Below are 17,494 nucleotides of genomic sequence, written 5' to 3' on the forward strand. Positions count from 1 at the left end.
GCATGGCCGACATACTGCGCGACCACTGGCTGCTGCTGCTCATCGGCGCCTATCCCCACGGGCCACTGGGCGGCGTGGCGGCCACGCTGGCCCTGTCGGTGATCGGCATCGCGCTGGCCTTCCCGCTGGGCGTGCTGCTGGCGCTGGCGCAACTGAGCACGCGCGGCGCGGTCCGCCATCCGGCCATGGCCGTGCGCTATCTGCTGCGCAGCATTCCACTGGTGATGTTGGTGTTCGGCGTCTACTTCATCGCGCCCATGCTGCTGGGGCGCCCGGTGGCAGGCTTCACCACCATGGCCGCGACGCTGGTGGTCTTCCAGTCGGTCTACCTGGCCGAGATCGTGCGCGCCGGCCTGCAGGCCCTGCCGCGGGGCCAGGCCGAAGCCGCCGCCGCCCTGGGCATGGGTTACGGGCTGCGCATACGCCGCATCCTGCTGCCTCAGGCGCTGTCCCACATGCTGCCCAGCATGGTCGGCCAGTTCGTCACCACCATCAAGGATACCTCGCTGGGCTATGTGATCGGCGTGCATGAACTGACCTATGCCGCAGCCCAGGTCAACAGCAGCCTGCTGACCAGGCCATTCGAGGTCTTCCTGCTGCTGGCCTGCATCTACTTCGTGCTGTGCTTCGCGCTCACGCAACTGGCCCGAGTGCTGGATGCCCGACTGGCACGCCGCAGTGCGCAGGGCCGGGCCAGAACGCCGAAGCCGCCGCCTGCCCACCCTCTTCCCAAGGCTTCAGGAAAGGCCACGGCCACGCCATGAGCTCCATGACCGGCAACCCCATCGCCTCCACCGCAACGCCTGCGTCGGCGCCTGCGGCCCCCCCCATGATCGCCATGCGTGGCGTGCACAAGTGGTACGGCGCCTATCACGCGCTGGACGGCATCGATGCAGAAGTCCGGCGTGGCGAGGTCGTGGTGCTCTGCGGCCCTTCGGGCTCGGGCAAGTCCACGCTGATCCGCACGTTGAACCGGTTGGAGCGCATCGACTCGGGCTCCATCCTCGTGGAGGGTGAGGATGTGCAGGGCTGCCATGCCGGCATCGACCACCTGCGCAGCCGCATCGGCTTCGTGTTCCAGCAGTTCAACCTGTTCCCCCACCTGTCGGTGCTGGACAACGTGGCCTGCGGTCCGGCCTGGGTACGCCGCACGGCGCGCGGCGCAGCCCACGAGGCTGCACGAGAGTTGCTGGCCAAGGTAGGGCTGGCGCACAAGGCCGAGGCCTATCCGACCCAGTTGTCGGGCGGCCAGCAGCAGCGCGTAGCCATCGCGCGTGCGCTGGCCATGGAGCCGCCCGTGATGCTGTTCGACGAGCCGACCAGCGCACTGGACCCGGAGATGGTCGGCGAAGTACTGGCCGTGATGAAGGCGCTGGCACGCGAAGGCATGACCATGGTCTGCGTCACCCACGAGATGAAGTTCGCACGTGAAGTCGGCGACCGCGTCTGGTTCATGGACCAGGGCCGCCTGCTCGAGGATGCGCCACCCGAGACGTTCTTCCGCCAGCCGCGCCACCCCCGGGCGCAGGCCTTTGTATCGGACATCCGGCGCGACTGAGACACCCTGGAGCCTGCTCATGGACACCACGACCTCCTCATCCCTCCTGGGCACGGCCGGCCCTGCCGGCACCTTTCCCGTGCTCGACCCGGCCCGCACGGCCCAACTGCTCGGCTACCCGGCGCTCCTCGAGGCCTTGGCCCTGGCGGCCGGCGAATACGAGGCCGGCGCCATACGCAGCCCCGAACGCATGGCCGTTCCCCTGGGCCAGGGGGGCGTGCTGCTGAGCATGCCGGCCACCGCTGCGGACCTGGGCATACACAAGCTGGTCAGTGTGCAGCCGCGCAACGCGCGCCATGGTATGCCTACCATCCACGGCCTGGTCACGGTCTGCGACGCGCCCACAGGTCGGCCGCTGTTCGCGCTGGACGGGCCCGAGGTGACGGGACGGCGCACGGCGGCGGTCACGCTGCTGGCCATGCGCGCGCTGATGGCGCAGCCCGCACGCGAAATCGCGCTCATTGGCACGGGCGCCCAGGCGCGCCACCATGCACAGGCGCTGGCCTGCATGCATCCGCAGGCACGCCTGCTGGTGCGCGGCCGCAGCCAGGCAGCCTCCGAGGCGTTCTGCGGTGGACTGCACGCCATCCATGAGCGCATCGCGCCCATGGCGGGCCCGATTCCCGGCAGCGTGGACGTGGTGATCACCGTGACGACCAGCACCGAGCCAGTCTATGACGAAGGGCCCCGCGCAGGCCGCCTCGTGATCGGCGTGGGTGCCTTCCGGCCAGAGATGGCCGAGATCGGCGCCACCACGCTGGCGGGCAGCATCCTGTTCTCCGACGATCCCGCGGGTGCGCGCCATGAGGCCGGTGACCTGCTGCGCGCCGGCATCGCCTGGGGCCGCGTGCGCTCGCTGGGCGCCCTGCTGCGCGACGGGCCTGGCGCACCGGCCCCCTTCGTTTTCAAGAGCGTGGGCACCGGCGCCTGGGATCTCGCGGCAGCCCGCGTGGCGGCCCGTGCCCTGCATTCCTGACCTCTGAGACCACACCCTGGAGTCCTGCCATGCCATCCAGAATCCTGCTTTCCCTGACCATCGCGACCATCGCCGCCTTCAGCCCCGGCGCCCACGCCGACCAACTGGCGGACATCCAGGCCAGGGGTGGCCTGGTCTGTGCCGTCCTCGGCATCTTCGAGCCCTTCGGCTACACAGATCCCCAGAGCCGCAGCGTGGCGGGCTATGACGTGGACATCTGCCATGCGGTCGGTCGCAAGCTGGGCGTGAAGGCCGACATCCGCCCAGTGGCCGACGAGGCGCGGATTGCCGAACTGCAGCGCGGCCACGCCGACATCCTGGCCGCAGGCCTGGCCCATACGCCGCAGCGTGCCGCGCAGATCGACTACTCCCATTCCTACTACAGCAGCCGCAATGTGCTGGCCGTCAACAGCCAGCGTGGCTACCGCAAGACCGAAGACCTTGCCGGCAAGCGCATCAGCTACGTGAAAGGCACCATCAGCGAGCCCTTCATCCGTGCCGCCCTGCCCACCGCCCGGCCCGTGGGCTACGACGACATTTCCACCGCGTTCACCGCGCTGCTGCAAGGCAAGGTCGAGGCCTTCAGCACCTCGGAAGAAGCCGTGCGCAAGCTGGTCAACAGGCTGGGTCCTGATGCCTCGCGCTTTGCCGTGCTGGGTCCGCCCATCGGCAACGAGCTGTGGAGCATCGGCGTGAAAAAGGGAGAGAGGCGCTTGCTCGATGCCGTGAATGCCGCACTGCAGGAGATGGAGGCATCGGGCGAGATGCAGGCCATCTTCGACAAATGGCTGGGCGCGGGCACGCTCTACGGCATGGCGCGCTCATTCACCGTCAGGCCCATACCATGAGCGGCGGCATCCATGGCGGCCCTGTCCGCGTGCTGGTGGACGGCGCAGCGCAGGGCGAGCTGCTGCATGCCGACACGGGGCTGAGCTTCTGGGGCGGCGTGGACCCCGCCACGGGCCGGGTGATCGACAGCCACCATCCCCTGCATGGCCAGTGCCTGGCAGGCCGCGTGCTGGCCCTTCCTTCGGGCCGGGGCTCGTGCACGGGCAGCAGCGTGATGATGGAGCTGATCCGCTCGGGCCACGCGCCTGCGGCACTGGTGCTGGCCGAGGCCGATGACATCCTGACGCTGGGCGTGGTGCTGGCGCAGATGATGTATGGCCGGTCGCTGCCCGTGGTCTGCCTGGGCAGCCACGCCTTCTCGGCCCTGCGCGGCAGCGGCTTTGTGCGCGTGGACGGGCACCGGGTGACGGCCCATCGCGGCAAGCCGGATGACGGCTTTGCGGCGAGAGGTCCGGCGGACGACACGGACCCGCCGCAGGACAGGCTCAGGCTGGACGACGAGGACCGTGCCATGCTCGAAGGCCGGCGCGGCAAGGCCGCGCAGATGGCCATGCGCATCGTGGTGCGCATGGCCCGGCTGCAGGGCGCCAGGGAGCTGGTCAGCGTCAGCCAGGTCCATATCGACGGCTGCATCTACACGGGCCCCTCCAGCCTCGAGTTCGCGCGGCAATGGGTGCAATGGGGGGCGCGCATGGCCGTTCCCACCACGCTCAATGCGATCTCGGTGGACCAGCGCCGCTGGCGCGAACTGGGCGTTGCCGCCGCGCTGGGAGAGCCTGCCGGCGCGTTGGGCGAAGCCTACATGGCCATGGGCGCGCGCCTGAGCTACACCTGCGCACCCTATCTGCTGGACACGGCACCTGCCGTCGGTGAGCAGATCGCCTGGGCAGAGTCCAATGCCGTCGTCTTCGCCAACAGCGTGCTGGGTGCCCGCACGCTCAAATACCCGGACTACCTGGACCTGTGCATCGCCCTGTGCGGGCGTGCACCTCTGTCGGGCTGCCACCTGGACAGCCACCGCCAGGCCAGCCTGCGCATTGCTGTACAGCGGCCCGCGTCGGCCGACGATGCCTTCTATCCGCTGCTGGGCTACCACGTCGGGCTGCTGGCGGGCGGGCGCATTCCGCTGATCACGGGCCTGGAGGATGCCGCCCCGGGCCGGGACGATCTCAAGGCCTTCTCGGCGGCCTTCGGCACCACCTCAAGTGCGCCGCTGTTCCACATCGCCGGCATCACGCCCGAAGCCCTGCATCCCGAGGACGTTGCGGGGCCGGAGTGCGCCGGAGAGCCGCTTCGCATCGATGGCACGGAACTCGTCCGCAGCTGGGAGGAACTCAACAGCGCCCGCGACGAAGCGGTGGATCTGGTCTCGCTGGGTAACCCGCATTTCTCGCTGTCGGAATTCGCGCGGCTGGCTGTGCTGTGCCAGGGACAACGCAGGCACCCGGCCACGGCCATGGTCATCACCTGCGGCCGCGAAGTGTTCGAGCAGGCGCGGCAGCAGGGCCATATTGCCGAGATCGAGCGCTTCGGCGCCACCGTGCTCAACGACACCTGCTGGTGCATGCTGGGCGAGCCGGTGATCCCGCCTGCGGCGCGTACCCTCATGACCAACTCGGCCAAGTTCGCCCACTACGCGCCGGGCCTGGTTGGCCGCAGCGTGCACTTCGCAGGACTGGCGCAATGCGTGCAGGCGGCCTGCAGCGGCCGCGCCAGCCGCGCCGTGCCGCCGTGGCTATGCGCGAAGGCCGGAGCCGACGTCTCCGAACTCCCCTGAATTCCATCCAATCCGCCGAGGTCCCGCATGCAGCCATCGCGCACCATCAGCACTGTCGAAATCCATACGGGCGGCGAGCCATTCCGCATCGTGACCTCGGGCCTGCCCCGCCTGCCCGGCCAGTCCATCGTCGAACGCCGCCGCTGGCTCAGGGACAACGCGGACGAGATCCGCCAGTCGCTGATGCTCGAGCCACGCGGCCATGCCGACATGTACGGCGGCGTGCTCACAGCACCCGTCACGCCGGGCGCGGACTTCGGCGTGATCTTCATGCACAACGAAGGCTACAGCGACCACTGCGGCCACGGCGTGATCGCACTGGCCACCGCCGCCGTGGAACTGGGCTGGGTGCAGCGCAGCACGCCTGAGACCCGGGTGGGCATGGACGCGCCCTGCGGCTTCATAGAGGCCTTCGTACGCTGGGACGGCAGCCATGCGGACGGCGTACGCTTCATCAACGTTCCCTCCTTCATCCTCCAGCGCGATGTCACGGTGCACACGCCAGGCTTCGGCCCCGTCACCGGCGACATCGCCTATGGCGGCGCCTTCTACTTCTACACCAGCGGCGCGCGCCACGGCCTGGAGATACGCGAGGCCTCGGTCGAGGCCTTGACGCGCTTCGGCGCCGAGGTCAAGCAGGCGGCCAACGCAGCCTTTGCGGTGGTCCATCCCGAGATCCCCGAGATCAACCATATCTACGGAACCATCATCGATGGCGAGCCCCGGCACACGGGCGTGACCCAGGCCAACTGCTGCGTCTTCGCCGACCGCGAGGTGGACCGTTCGCCCACGGGCTCGGGCACCGCCGGCCGTGTGGCCCAGCTGTACCTTCGCGGCCAACTGGGGCTGGGCGAGACCCTTGTCAACGAATCCATCATCGGCAGCCGTTTCAGCGCCAGGGTCCTGGCCGAGACGCAGGTCGGCGGCCTTCCCGCCGTCATTGCCGAGGTTTCCGGCACAGCCCATGTCTGCGGCATCTGCCAATGGATCATCGACGAGCGCGACCCACTCAGACATGGATTCCTGGTCCGCTGAGCCCGCCATGCCATCGCCCGTGGAGCCACACATGAAGAAACCCTTTTCCTTGCCGATCGCGGCCCTGTGCACGCTGGCGCTGCATGCACCGGCCATGGCCGACCAGCTTGCCGATATCAAGGCGCGCGGCAGCCTGGGCTGCGGCGTGCTCGACGTCTTCGAGCCCTTCGGCTTCACCGACCCGGCCAGCCGCAGCGTGGCCGGATATGACGTGGACATCTGCCATGCACTGGCACGGCGCCTCGGCGTAAAGGCGCAGATCAAGCCCGTCTCCATCGAGGCACGCATTCCCTCGCTGCAGCAGGGCCACATGGACCTGCTCGCTGCGGGCCTGGCCCATACGCCGCTGCGCGCGCAGCAGGTGGACTTCTCGCTGGGCTACTACGTCAGCGAGAACGTGCTCGCGGTCAAATCCTCCAAGCCCTATGCGGCCACGGCCGACCTCGCGGGCCGGCGGGTGAGCTACGTCAAGGGCAGCATCAGCGAGAACTACCTCAAGGCCGTACTGCCCACTGCCACGCCCATGGGCTACGAAGAAGTGCCCACCGCGTTTACCGCCCTGGTCCAAGGCAAGGTGGAGGCCGTCAGCACCTCCGAGGAAGTGCTGCGCAAGCTCTTTCACAAGCTCGGCCCCAAAGGCGGCCAGTACAAGGTACTGCAGCCCGCCATAGGCCGGGAGGTGTGGGGTCTGGGCCTGCGCAAGGGAGAAGGCAGCTTGCTGCAGGCCGTCAACCAGGCCCTGCAGGCCATGGAAACCGAGGGCGAGATGCAGGCCATTTTCGACAAATGGCTGGGTCCCGCCACGCTGTATGGCATGCAGCGGCCATTCAAGGTCGGGCCGGTGGACAGGCCGGCTGGCAGCTAGGACTTCTTCACCGAAGGCTCGTACGCCAGCTCCATCCGGTAGGCCAGCGCCAGGAACAGCGACTGCGCCAGGGTCAGCGTGCTGGTCAGGGAGCGAAAGCCGAAGGTGGCTGCGTCCTGGGCCAGCAGGGTGACGGTGGCGCGGGATGCCAGGGGGCTGAGCTGGCTGTCGGTCAGCGCCAGCAGGCGCGCGCCGCGTGCCAGGGCCGCGTCCACCACCTCCAGCGTTTCGTGCGCATAGGGCTCGAAGGAGACGGCCAGCATCACGTCGCCGGGCGCCAGCGCGCGCAGCTCGCCCTTTTGCATGGCGCCCAGGCCATGCAGCCAGTGCACGGGCTTTTCGGTGTGCTGCAGCGCATAGGCCAGGTAGGCGCCCACGGGGAAGGCGCGGCGCGAGGCGGCCAGCCAAAGCGAGGGGGCATCCAGCATGAGGTCCACCGCCGCCTCGAACTGCTCGGGCGGCAGGCCGCGCTGCAGGGCCTGCAGGCTTTCGATGCTGCCTTCGATGACCTCGTGCGCCAGGCGCGCGCCGCTGCGCGGTTCGTTGCCCGAGGCGATCAGGCCCCGGATGCGGTCCTGGTAGTCATGCTGGGCCGAGAGCTGGCGCGCCGCATCGGCGCGGAACAGCGCCTGCAGTTCCGAGTACCCCGAGAACCCGAAATGCTTGGCAAAGCGCACCACGGCAGAAGGCTGCACACCGCACTGTTCGGCCGTGGCCTGGATGCCGTCGAAGGCCAGGCGGTCGCCCTGCATCTCCACATGCCGGCCTATGGCCTTGAGCTGGCGGCTCAGCGCCTCGAAGCCCTGGCGCAGCACGTCCAGGAAGGCAGCGCGGTCGGCGTAAGGGCCACAGGCCGCAGTGGCGCCCGCATCGGCCAGTGTTTTTCTATTTTTCATATTTGTGGAAAATATTTTCTATTTCGATCTATGATCTCACGAACGCAACGATTATGGGGAGGCCCGCACGCCCCGGGCCCCTCGCAACGCACGGGCCTATGACCATGAGCATGCTGAACTTTCCCTCCGACCGTCCGCTGGACGTGGCCTGCCTGGGCCGTCTGGCCGTGGACCTGTACGCGCAGCAGATAGGCTGCAGCCTGGAAGAGGCCAGCAGCTTTGCCAAGTACCTGGGCGGCTCCTCCGGCAACATGGCCTTCGGCACGGCGCGCCTGGGGCTGCGCTCGGCCATGATTTCGCGCGTGGGCAATGAGCACAACGGCCGCTTCCTGGTCGAGACGCTGCAGCGCGAGGGCTGCGACACCAGCCAGGTGCAGGTCGATGCCCGGCGCCTGACCGGCATGGTGCTGCTGGGCATCAAGGACCAGGAGACCTTCCCCCTGCTGTTCGCCCGCGAGGACTGCGCCGACATGGCGCTGGACGCCGCAGCCATCAGCGAGGAATTCCTGGCCCGCTGCCGCTGCCTGGCCATCACGGGCACCCACCTGAGCGCGCCCGGCGTGCTGGCCGCCAGCCGCAGGGCGCTGGAGATCGCGGGCCGCCACGGACTGGTGCGCGTGCTGGACATCGACTACCGGCCCGTGCTGTGGGGCCTGACCGGACGGGGCGACGGCGAGACACGCTATGTCGCCAGCGCCGAGGTCAGCCGCAGGCTGCAGGCCGAGCTGGGCCCGTTCGAACTCATCATCGGCACCGAGGAGGAATGGCTGATCGCCGGCGGCGTGGAGGGTGACCTGATCGCCAGCCTGCGCCGCGTGCGCGAATGCAGCCGCGCCGTCTTCGTGGTCAAGCGCGGGCCGCTGGGCTGCTCGCTGATCGAAGGCGCGGTGCCCGATGCCATCGACCAGGCGCCCACGGTGCCGGGCGAACGCGTGGAAGTGCTCAATGTGCTGGGCGCGGGCGATGCCTTTGCCTCCGGCCTTCTGTCGGGACTGCTGCGCGGCAAGAGCCTGGCCGAATCTGCGGCGATTGCCAACGCCTGCGGCGCCATCGTGGTCTCGCGCCATGGCTGCGCGCCGGCCATGCCCACGCAGGCCGAGCTGGCGCACTGGTTCTCGGGCCACCGCCATCCGCGTCCCGACCAGGACCCCGAGCTGTCCCACCTGCACCGCGTCAGCCGCGCGCGGCCGCAGTGGCCCGCGCTGTGCGTGCTGGCCTATGACCACCGCAGCCAGTTCGACGATCTGGCGCGCGAGGCCGGCGCAGCGCCCGCGCGGCTGCGCCCGCTCAAGCGGCTGATCAACGAGGTGGTCGCCCAGGTCGAGCGCGACCCGGGCAATGCGGGCCGCATGGGCGTGCTGATCGACGGCCGGCACGACCTGGGCGAGGCTGCGCTGCACGACGCCACGGGACGCGGCTGGTGGATAGGCCGGCCCATCGAGCTGCCGGGCTCGCGCCCGCTGCGCTTCGACGGCACGGACTCGCTGGCCTCCGAACTGCTGCACTGGCCGCAAAGCCATACCGTCAAATGCCTGGTTTTCTACCACCCCGACGACACGCCCGCACTGCGCGCCGAGCAGGATGCCTGGCTGCAGCAGGTCTGGACCGCCACGCGCGCCAGCGGCCATGAGCTGCTGCTGGAAGTGATCCCGCCAAAGGACACGCTGGCGCCCGACGACCGGGGCGAGGCCGTGCTGCGTGCCATACGCCACTTCTACGACCTCGGCCTCAGGCCCGAATGGTGGAAGGTCGGCACCATGGCGCGCGAAAACTGGGAGGCGCTGGACGCCCTGGTGAACGAACGCGACCCCTGGTGCCGGGGCGCCGTGATCCTGGGCCTGTCCCAGCCCGTGGAGCAACTGGTGCAGGGCTTTGCCCAGGCGCGGGCACCCGTGGTCAAGGGTTTCATGATCGGCCGCAGCGTCTGGGCCGGCCCGGCCCTGCAATGGCTGCGCAACGAGCTGGACGATGCCGGCCTGCGCGATGCCGTCGCCGCCAACTTCCGTGCGCTGATCGCCGGCTGGGATGCCAGCCGCGTGGAAACCTCCCAGGACATCACCGAAGGAGCTGCGGCATGAGCCTGCTCGTCAAGGCCGCGCCCGGCCGCATCGTCACCGACATCACGCCGGCCAGTGCGGGCTGGAAGCACATCCACTTCAAGGCCCTGAGGCTGCAGGCGGGCGAGGTGGAGGCGCTGTCCACCGGCCCGCTCGAATACTGCATCACCGTGCTCACCGGCCAGGTGGACGTGCAGGTCGGCAGCCAGGCGTTCAGCGCCCTGGGCAGCCGCGCCAGCGTGTTCGAGGAGAGTGCGCCCACGGCCGTGTACGTGCCGCCCGGCCAAAGCCTGCGCATCACGGCGCGCAGCCCGGCCGACGTTGCCTTGAGCGCCGCACCCGCCACGGGCCGCCACGCCACGCGCGTGATCGCCCCCGAAAGCATGCGCCGCAGCGTGCGCGGCCAGGGCAGCAACACGCGCCATGTCTGCGACATCCTGCCCGAGACCGAGGCGGCCGAGTCCCTGCTGGTGGTCGAGGTCATCACGCCGGCGGGCAACTCGTCCAGCTACCCGCCGCACAAGCACGACAGCGCCGACCCCGCCGCGCCGGACGCCGAGACCGTGCTGGAGGAAACCTACTTCCACCTGCTCAACCCCAGCCAGGGCTTTGCCTTCCAGCGCGTCTACACCGATGACCGCAGCATCGACGAAGCCATGGCCGTGGAGCACCGCGACACCGTGATGGTGCCGCGCGGCTACCACCCCTGCGTGGCCCCGCACGGCTACGACCTCTACTACCTCAACACCATGGCCGGGCCCGAGCGGCGCTGGGCCTTTCGCAACGATCCCGCGCACGAATGGATGCTGCGGCCGCGCTGACGCACGGCGCAACAGATCCCCATAAAAACCACCGGAGACAAAAAATGCTGTTCAACCCAATGGCCCTGCACCGCCAGGCCTGGCTTTCCTGCGCCCTGCTGACGCTGGGCATGGGCACCGCCCAGGCGCAATCCACCCCAGCCCCGTCCTCCCAGGGTGCGCCAGCCTGGCCCACCCAGCCCGTCAAATGGGTGGTGCCCTACGCACCGGGCGGCACCACCGACGTGATCGCGCGCCAGCTGGCCGTGCAGATGGGCAAGGACCTGGGCCAGCCCGTGGTGGTGGACAACCGTCCCGGCGCGGCCAGCATCATCGGCGCCACGCTGATCGCACGCGCCCCGGCCGATGGCTACACGCTGGGCACGGCCGACTCGGGCACGCTGGCCTTCAACCCCGCCATGTATGCGCGCCTGAGCTATGACGCGGGCAAGGACTTCAGCTACATCGGCGGCCTGGGCCGCATGCCGCTGGTGCTGGCCGTGCATCCGTCCTTCCCCGCGAAGAACGTGCAGGAATTCCTGGCCATGGCGCGCAAGGAGCCGGGCGGCATCTCCTCGGCCTCGTCGGGGCCGGGCTCGCCGCTGCACGTGGCGCTGGAGCTGTTCAAGCAGCGCACGGGCACCCAGATCCTGCACGTGGCCTACAAGGGCTCGGCCCCGGCGCTGCAGGACCTCATGGCCGGCCAGATCCAGTCCATGTTCGTGGACCTGCCGCCCAGCATCTCGGCCATCCGCGCGGGCAAGCTGCGCGTGCTGGCCGTGGCCACGCCCCAGCGCCTGCCCATCCTGCCCGACATACCCACCATGGCCGAGGCCGGCGTGCCCGGCTTCGAAGCCTATGCCTGGCAGGGCTTTGTCGGCCCCGCCCACCTGAGCCCTGCGCTCACCGAGCGCCTGAACAAGAGCCTGGCCACCGCCCTGCGCCACCCCGAGACGCGTGCAAAGCTCGAAGAGATCGGCATACAGCCCATGGAGATGACGCCGCAGCAGTTCGCAGGCTTCGTGCGCTCGGAACAGGCGCTGTGGAGCGGCGTGATCAAGGCGGCCCAAATCAAAATGGATTGAAGCGCAGCAGCGACAAAAGACACTTAGAACAGATTCCGGAGACAACATGACCACCGCATCCCGCCGCCATTTCATCCGCTCACTCGGCGCCCTGGCCGCAGCGCCCGTCCTGCCCGCCGTGGCACAAGCGCCTGCCGGCGCCTGGCCCCAGCGCCCCATCGAACTCATCGTGCCCTTCGCTGCAGGCGGCGGCACCGACGTGCTGGCACGCGCGCTGGCCGAGGTGGCGCGCAAGCACCTGCCGCAGGACCTGATCGTGCTCAACCGCGCAGGCGCCAGCGGCGCCGTGGGCTGGACCGAACTGGCCAATGCCCGGCCGGACGGCTACAAGATCGGCATCATCACCGTCGAGCTGACCATGATCCCGCACATGGGGCTGACCAAGATCAGCTCCGACGCCCTGCTGCCCGTGGCCCGCCTGAACGCCGACCCCGCCACCATCGCCGTGCGTGCCGACTCGCCCTATCGCAGCATCGAGGAACTGATCGCCGCCGCGCGCAAGGACGAGGCAGCGGTGCGCATCGGCAACGCCGGCCCGGGCTCGCTGGGCCACCTGGCCGCCGCCGCGCTGCAGGACAAGGCGGGCGTGAAGTTCAACCACGCGCCCTACCGCGGCGCCAACCCCGCCGTGCTCGACCTGCTGGGCGGCCACATCGAGGCCGTGGCCGTCACGCCCGTGGAGGTGGCCACCTATGTGGCGGCCGGCAAGATCCGCCCGCTGGCCATCATGGCCGAGCAGCGCATACAGGCCGGCTGGGAAGCCGTGCCCACGCTCAAGGAGCGCGGCATCGACCTGCTCATCGGCGGCTGGCGCGGCCTGGCCGTGCCCCGCAACACGCCCGACGCCGTGGTCCAGACCCTGCGCAAGGCCATGGCCCTGACCCTCAAGGACCCCGTCCTGCGCGAAACCATGGCCAAGCAGAACATGGGCGAGGGCTACCTGGACCAGCCCGAATTCAAGGCCGTGATCGACCGCGACAACGCGGTGTTCAAGCAGTTGGTGGACAAGCTGGGGATCAAGGCCTGAGGGCTCGCCCTCAGCGGATGAACCCTGCCGCAAACGACTCCCGCAGAAAGTCCACGAACACCGCCACCGCGCGCGGGACATGGCTGGCGTAGGGGCGGATGGCGAACAGCTGTTCGCCGAAGGCGTCGACGGGCCGCCAGCCGGGCAGGACTTCGCTCAGGTGGCCGGAGGCCAGGCCCGATTGCGCGCTGAAGTCCGGAACCAGGGCGATGCCCAGGCCGGCCAGTGCCGCGTCGCGCAGGATTTCGCTGTTGTTGGCGGCAAAGCCGCCGGTCACGGGAACGACGACGCGCACGCCGTCCACGCCGGCGTCGCGGGGAACGAAGCTCCAGGCCGGGGCACCCTGGGTGCGCGGATAGTGCAGGCAGTGGTGCGCGGCCAGGTCCTGCGGCGTGGACGGGGTGCCGTGCGCGGCCAGGTAGTCCGCGCTGGCCACGAGCAGCGAGCGCGTGGGCGCCAGCGCCCAGGCCACATGGGTTTCGGGCGGCGCCGTGACGTGGCGTATGGCCAGATCAAACCCTTCCAGCGCCAGCGAGCGTATCTGGTCCGACAGGTCCAGCTCCAGCCGGATCTGCGGATGGGCACGCAGGAAGGCCGGCAGGCGCGGCATGAGTTGCTGGCGCGAAAAGGCCAGCGGCGCCGTCACGCGCAGCAGGCCGCGCGGTGCGGCAGCCAGGTCGCGCACGCCGGAGAAGCTGTGGGCAATGTGCTCGAAGGCACCGCGCGTGTCGTCCACCAGGCGCTGGCCCGCTTCGGTCAGGCGCACGCTGCGCGTGGTGCGGGTGACCAGGGCGATGCCGGCCGCGCGCTCCAGCTCTGCCACGCGCTGGCTCATGGCCGCCTTGCTCACGCCCAAACGCGCGGCGGCCGAGGTGAAGCTGCCCTGCTGCTCCAGCACGACCAGCCAGTGCAGGTGGCTCCACAAGGCCTCGGCCTTGGCATCGGGTTTTTCATTTGCCATGCATGGATTGTTCAGCGAATTGAACAATCAATTCAAGCGCAGCGCCTAGGCAGGCAGAAAGCGCACTTCTAGACTGCCTGGCATGAACACCGCAAACACCTCCTTCGCTTCCATCGTCCACTACGTCAACGGCCAGCGCACGGCAGGTGCCAGCGACCGCGGGCAGGACGTGACCAACCCGGCCACCGGCCAGGTCACGGGCCGCGTGGCCCTGGCCTCGCGCGCCGATGTCGATGCCGCCGTGGCGGCGGCCAAGGCGGCCTTCCCGAAGTGGGCCGATACGCCGCCCATCCGCCGTGCACGCGTGCTGCTGCGCTTCCTGGAGTTGCTCAACCAGCACAAGGACGAGCTGGCCCATGCGATCACGGCCGAGCACGGCAAGGTCTTCACCGATGCGCAGGGCGAAGTCAGCCGCGGCATCGACATCGTGGAATTCGCCTGCGGCATTCCGCAGCTGCTCAAGGGCGATTTCACCGACCAGGTCTCCACCGGCATCGACAACTGGACGCTGCGCCAGCCCCTGGGCGTGGTCACGGGCATCACGCCCTTCAATTTCCCGGTGATGGTGCCGATGTGGATGTTCCCGGTGGCCATTGCGGCGGGCAACACCTTCGTGCTCAAGCCCAGCCCCATCGATCCCACACCGTCGCTGCTGATCGCCGACCTGCTCAAGCAGGCAGGCTTGCCTGACGGCGTGTTCAACGTGGTGCAGGGCGACAAGGAGGCGGTGGACGCGCTGATCGAGCATCCCGACGTGAAGGCCGTGAGCTTCGTGGGCTCCACGCCCATTGCCAACTACATCTACGAGACGGGCGCGCGCCACGGCAAGCGCGTGCAGGCCCTGGGCGGCGCCAAGAACCACATGGTGGTCATGCCCGATGCCGATATCGAGCAGGCCGTGGACGCGCTGATCGGCGCCGGCTACGGCTCGGCCGGCGAGCGCTGCATGGCCATCAGCGTGGCCGTGCTCGTGGGCGATGTGGCCGACCAGTTGCTGCCGCGCCTGATCGAGCGCACCAAGGCGCTGAAGGTGCTGGACGGCGAGGACCTGGCCGCGGAAATGGGCCCCATCGTGACCCGCGCCGCGCACGAGCGCATCAGCGGCTACATCGACCTGGGCGTCAAGGAAGGCGCGCAGCTGCTGGTCGATGGCCGGGGCTTCGACGGCAAGGCGGCCGGCTCCTCCACAGGCACCGACACCTCGGGCGGCTTCTGGCTGGGCGGCACGCTGTTCGACCATGTCACGCCCGACATGCGCATCTACAAGGAAGAGATCTTCGGCCCCGTGCTGGCCGTGGTGCGCGCCAAGGACTTCGCCGAGGCCGTGCAGCTGGTCAACGACCATGAGTTCGGCAACGGCGTGGCCTGCTTCACGCGCGACGGCAATGTGGCGCGCGAGTTCGGCCGCCGCATCGAGGTCGGCATGGTCGGCATCAACGTGCCGATTCCCGTTCCCATGGCCTGGCACGGCTTCGGCGGCTGGAAGCGCAGCCTGTTCGGCGACATGCACGCCTATGGCGAGGAAGGCGTGCGCTTCTATACACGCCAAAAGAGCATCATGCAGCGCTGGCCCGAGAGCACGCCCAAGGGTGCGGAATTCGTGATGCCCACGGCCAAGTAGGCGCAGTCCCCCTCCATGAAAAAACCAGCCCGCGGGCTGGTTTTTCTTTGGGGACTGCGACCTGTCAGAAGCGGTATCCGATGCCGATGGCGTAGACGTTCGGATTGAGCTTGAGCGACACGCTCTGGCCCGAGGACAGGTGCGCCGTGGTCTTCAGGAAGCTCTTGTAGTAGGCCACGTCCAGGAACCAGCGCTCGTTGAAGTTGTAGACGAAGCCGATCTGGGGCGTCAGGCCCCATTTGCTGTCCACCGAGGCCGTGGTCGGGTTGGCCAGCGTGCCGCCGGTCAGGCCGTTGAGGGAGGCCGTGGTGCGCTCGCCGAAGAACTTGGCATAGGTCACGCCCAGGCCCAGGTAGGGGCGGAAGGCGGAGTTGGCCTCGCCGAAGCGGTACTGCGCGAACACGGTGGCGGGCAGCACCTTGGTGCGGCCCAGCTTGCCCGTGCCGGAGATGGCGCCATTGCCCACGAAGTCATGCTTGAACGGCAGGCCCATGGGCACGTCGATGGCCCAGTTGTTGGTGACCATGTAGGTCACGCCGCCCGTGAGCTGGCTGTTGGCCTTCACGTCCACGCGGGTGTCGGGGAAGCTGGGTGTGCTCAGCCAGCCGCTGCTGGTCTGGGGATCGATGCGCGTGGCGCCCAGGCGCACGCTCCAGGTGCCGGCGGACTGGGCGGTGGCGGCCATGCAGGCCGTGGCCATGGCCACGGCGGCGGTGATGCGCAGGAATGTCTTCATGGATGTGTCTCCTCGTGCTGCATGACTGCGATCACAGCCAGCCGGCACGGGCCAGGGTGCGGGAGGCCAGCTGGCTCATCTGCTGATGGCCATAGGGCGTGGGGTGGAAGCTGTCGGCAAAGGCATAGCTCTTCCACCAGTTGGCGCTGGTCTCGCCCACGGGAATGGAGGCGGACAGCGCGGCCTCGGTGCAGGTCGGGAAGCTGTAGGTGGGCAGGCCGTCGGCGCCCACGCCGGTGGCAGGGCAGGCCGCCTTTTTCACGTTGGTGTAGGCGTACTGGGCGGGGTCGGCCATCTGCTGGCGGAACTCGCTGTAGAAATCGATGATGGCCACGCGGCTCTCGCCCGCGAAGCCGGTGGCAACCTGCTGGTTGAAGGCCTTGACCCAGCCGTCGAACACGGTCTCCAGCTGGGCGGCGGCGGCCGAGCCCTGCTGCTGGGCCACCGACTGCAGTACCAGCTGGAAGCGCGGCGTCAGCGTGATGGCCGGCACGTTGAGGATGGCCACGCGCGTGGCGCCCTTGCCCAGCACATTCGCCTGGATGGTGGACACATAGCCCTTGGCCAGGTTCTGCATGTACAGGCCGCCGGCCTGGGCCATGCCGGCCTGGCCCTGCTGCAGCAGCGCACCCAGCGTGGCCGCGTCGATCTTGGTGGACAGCAGCGCCTTGAAGTTGGCGCCCTGGTCCCTGGAAGCGGCCAGGAAGGCGCCGATCACGTCGGCCGCGTCATTGGCGCCGCCGTCGATCACGGCCAGGTCATCGGCCGTGAAGCCCGCCGCGCCGGCCAGCAGGATCTGCTGCGTGATGGAGATGGGCGCCGTGGGCGCGCTGGTGTAGTTGATGCGGCCGCCGCCCACGGCGTAGTTGTTGCACGAGGTGTTGGGCGTGAAGGCCGTGCCGTTGAAGCGCGGGCACAGGGAGATGTTGTACAGGCCCGCCACGCGCTCGGCCCAGACCTGGTTGGAGCCGGCGCCTGTCAGCGTGGCGTTCTGCACGGTGAACTTGTAGCCGAAGGTGCCGCTGTCGGAGAGGCTGTCGCCCATCACCTTGACGGAGGTGATCTTGGCACGGGGGGTGGTGTCGGCGCCGCTGCCGCCACCGCAAGCGGCCAGCAGGCCGGCCGTGGCCAGGGAGGCCGCGAGGATTCGATAACGATTTGCCAAGGTGTGATCTCCGTGAAGTGTTGTGAATAGCACGACCGTGCTTTTTTTGGTGATTGCCATCGTAGCGACAGTCGCACCTTGGCGAC

Annotated in this window: 16 protein-coding genes; 12 read left to right on the top strand and 4 right to left on the bottom strand. The window is 69.0% G+C overall.

Features of this window, described 5'->3' with window-relative positions:
• The first annotated feature begins 2 nt into the window (after positions 1 to 2).
• The 7 genes from AC5I49_RS20145 to AC5I49_RS20175 all read left to right on the top strand — a co-directional run bounded on the left by AC5I49_RS20145 (position 3) and on the right by AC5I49_RS20175 (position 7,060).
• The gene (locus AC5I49_RS20145) at positions 3 to 764 is read left to right on the top strand and encodes an amino acid ABC transporter permease (protein ID WP_017404015.1); all 762 of its coding nucleotides are present in this window, start codon (positions 3 to 5) and stop codon (positions 762 to 764) included.
• Positions 765 to 829: 65 nt separating this feature from the next.
• On the top strand, positions 830 to 1,558 hold the full coding sequence (locus tag AC5I49_RS20150) for an amino acid ABC transporter ATP-binding protein (protein ID WP_026062028.1): 729 nt from the start codon (positions 830 to 832) through the stop codon (positions 1,556 to 1,558).
• A gap of 19 nt (positions 1,559 to 1,577) precedes the next feature.
• On the top strand, positions 1,578 to 2,534 hold the full coding sequence (lhpI, locus tag AC5I49_RS20155) for a bifunctional Delta(1)-pyrroline-2-carboxylate/Delta(1)-piperideine-2-carboxylate reductase (RefSeq protein ID WP_310036617.1): 957 nt from the start codon (positions 1,578 to 1,580) through the stop codon (positions 2,532 to 2,534).
• Between the two features lie 29 nt (positions 2,535 to 2,563).
• Positions 2,564 to 3,382: a transporter substrate-binding domain-containing protein gene (locus tag AC5I49_RS20160; protein ID WP_017404012.1), complete on the top strand. Its 819-nt coding sequence runs from the start codon at positions 2,564 to 2,566 to the stop codon at positions 3,380 to 3,382.
• On the top strand, positions 3,379 to 5,160 hold the full coding sequence (gene lhpI, locus AC5I49_RS20165; RefSeq protein ID WP_495789800.1) for a cis-3-hydroxy-L-proline dehydratase: 1,782 nt from the start codon (positions 3,379 to 3,381) through the stop codon (positions 5,158 to 5,160). The genes AC5I49_RS20160 and lhpI (AC5I49_RS20165) overlap by 4 nt, the downstream gene beginning before the upstream one ends.
• A 27-nt stretch (positions 5,161 to 5,187) precedes the next feature.
• Positions 5,188 to 6,195 (top strand): trans-3-hydroxy-L-proline dehydratase, encoded by a 1,008-nt coding sequence (gene lhpH / locus AC5I49_RS20170; protein WP_017404010.1) that lies wholly within the window; start codon positions 5,188 to 5,190, stop codon positions 6,193 to 6,195.
• Positions 6,196 to 6,226: 31 nt separating this feature from the next.
• Entirely contained in the window at positions 6,227 to 7,060 is an 834-nt protein-coding gene (locus tag AC5I49_RS20175) for an ABC transporter substrate-binding protein (protein ID WP_495789801.1), read from the top strand.
• Here AC5I49_RS20175 and AC5I49_RS20180 read toward each other — a convergent pair.
• Positions 7,057 to 7,956, bottom strand: coding sequence for a MurR/RpiR family transcriptional regulator (locus tag AC5I49_RS20180; RefSeq protein ID WP_495789802.1), 900 nt, complete (start codon positions 7,954 to 7,956; stop codon positions 7,057 to 7,059). The genes AC5I49_RS20175 and AC5I49_RS20180 overlap by 4 nt on opposite strands.
• Before the next feature lie 104 nt (positions 7,957 to 8,060).
• Here AC5I49_RS20180 and AC5I49_RS20185 point away from each other — a divergent pair, with 104 nt between their 5' ends.
• Genes AC5I49_RS20185 through AC5I49_RS20200 form a run of 4 tightly spaced genes read left to right on the top strand, consistent with a single transcriptional unit; the run spans position 8,061 to position 12,925 of the window.
• On the top strand, positions 8,061 to 10,034 hold the full coding sequence (locus tag AC5I49_RS20185) for a bifunctional 5-dehydro-2-deoxygluconokinase/5-dehydro-2-deoxyphosphogluconate aldolase (protein ID WP_495789803.1): 1,974 nt from the start codon (positions 8,061 to 8,063) through the stop codon (positions 10,032 to 10,034).
• Entirely contained in the window at positions 10,031 to 10,834 is an 804-nt protein-coding gene (gene iolB / locus AC5I49_RS20190) for a 5-deoxy-glucuronate isomerase (RefSeq protein ID WP_016452033.1), read from the top strand. Before AC5I49_RS20185 ends, iolB begins: the two co-directional genes overlap by 4 nt.
• A 44-nt stretch (positions 10,835 to 10,878) precedes the next feature.
• Complete coding sequence (locus AC5I49_RS20195) at positions 10,879 to 11,898, top strand: Bug family tripartite tricarboxylate transporter substrate binding protein (protein ID WP_212645167.1); 1,020 nt, start codon at positions 10,879 to 10,881, stop codon at positions 11,896 to 11,898.
• A gap of 46 nt (positions 11,899 to 11,944) precedes the next feature.
• On the top strand, positions 11,945 to 12,925 hold the full coding sequence (locus AC5I49_RS20200) for a tripartite tricarboxylate transporter substrate binding protein (protein ID WP_016452035.1): 981 nt from the start codon (positions 11,945 to 11,947) through the stop codon (positions 12,923 to 12,925).
• A gap of 10 nt (positions 12,926 to 12,935) precedes the next feature.
• On the opposite strand, the gene AC5I49_RS20205 is transcribed toward AC5I49_RS20200, so the two are convergent.
• Positions 12,936 to 13,886, bottom strand: coding sequence for a LysR family transcriptional regulator (locus AC5I49_RS20205; protein WP_016449120.1), 951 nt, complete (start codon positions 13,884 to 13,886; stop codon positions 12,936 to 12,938).
• An 82-nt stretch (positions 13,887 to 13,968) separates the two neighbouring features.
• Here AC5I49_RS20205 and AC5I49_RS20210 point away from each other — a divergent pair, with 82 nt between their 5' ends.
• Positions 13,969 to 15,507: a CoA-acylating methylmalonate-semialdehyde dehydrogenase gene (locus AC5I49_RS20210; protein WP_016449119.1), complete on the top strand. Its 1,539-nt coding sequence runs from the start codon at positions 13,969 to 13,971 to the stop codon at positions 15,505 to 15,507.
• A gap of 64 nt (positions 15,508 to 15,571) precedes the next feature.
• On the opposite strand, the gene AC5I49_RS20215 is transcribed toward AC5I49_RS20210, so the two are convergent.
• A complete protein-coding gene (locus AC5I49_RS20215; RefSeq protein WP_016449118.1) occupies positions 15,572 to 16,243 on the bottom strand; it encodes an OmpW/AlkL family protein in 672 nt (223 codons plus the stop codon).
• A 31-nt stretch (positions 16,244 to 16,274) separates the two neighbouring features.
• Entirely contained in the window at positions 16,275 to 17,408 is a 1,134-nt protein-coding gene (locus tag AC5I49_RS20220; protein WP_047217891.1) for an SGNH/GDSL hydrolase family protein, read from the bottom strand.
• Between the last annotated feature and the right edge of the window lie 86 nt (positions 17,409 to 17,494).

It is taken from the genome of Delftia sp., assembly GCF_059499305.1.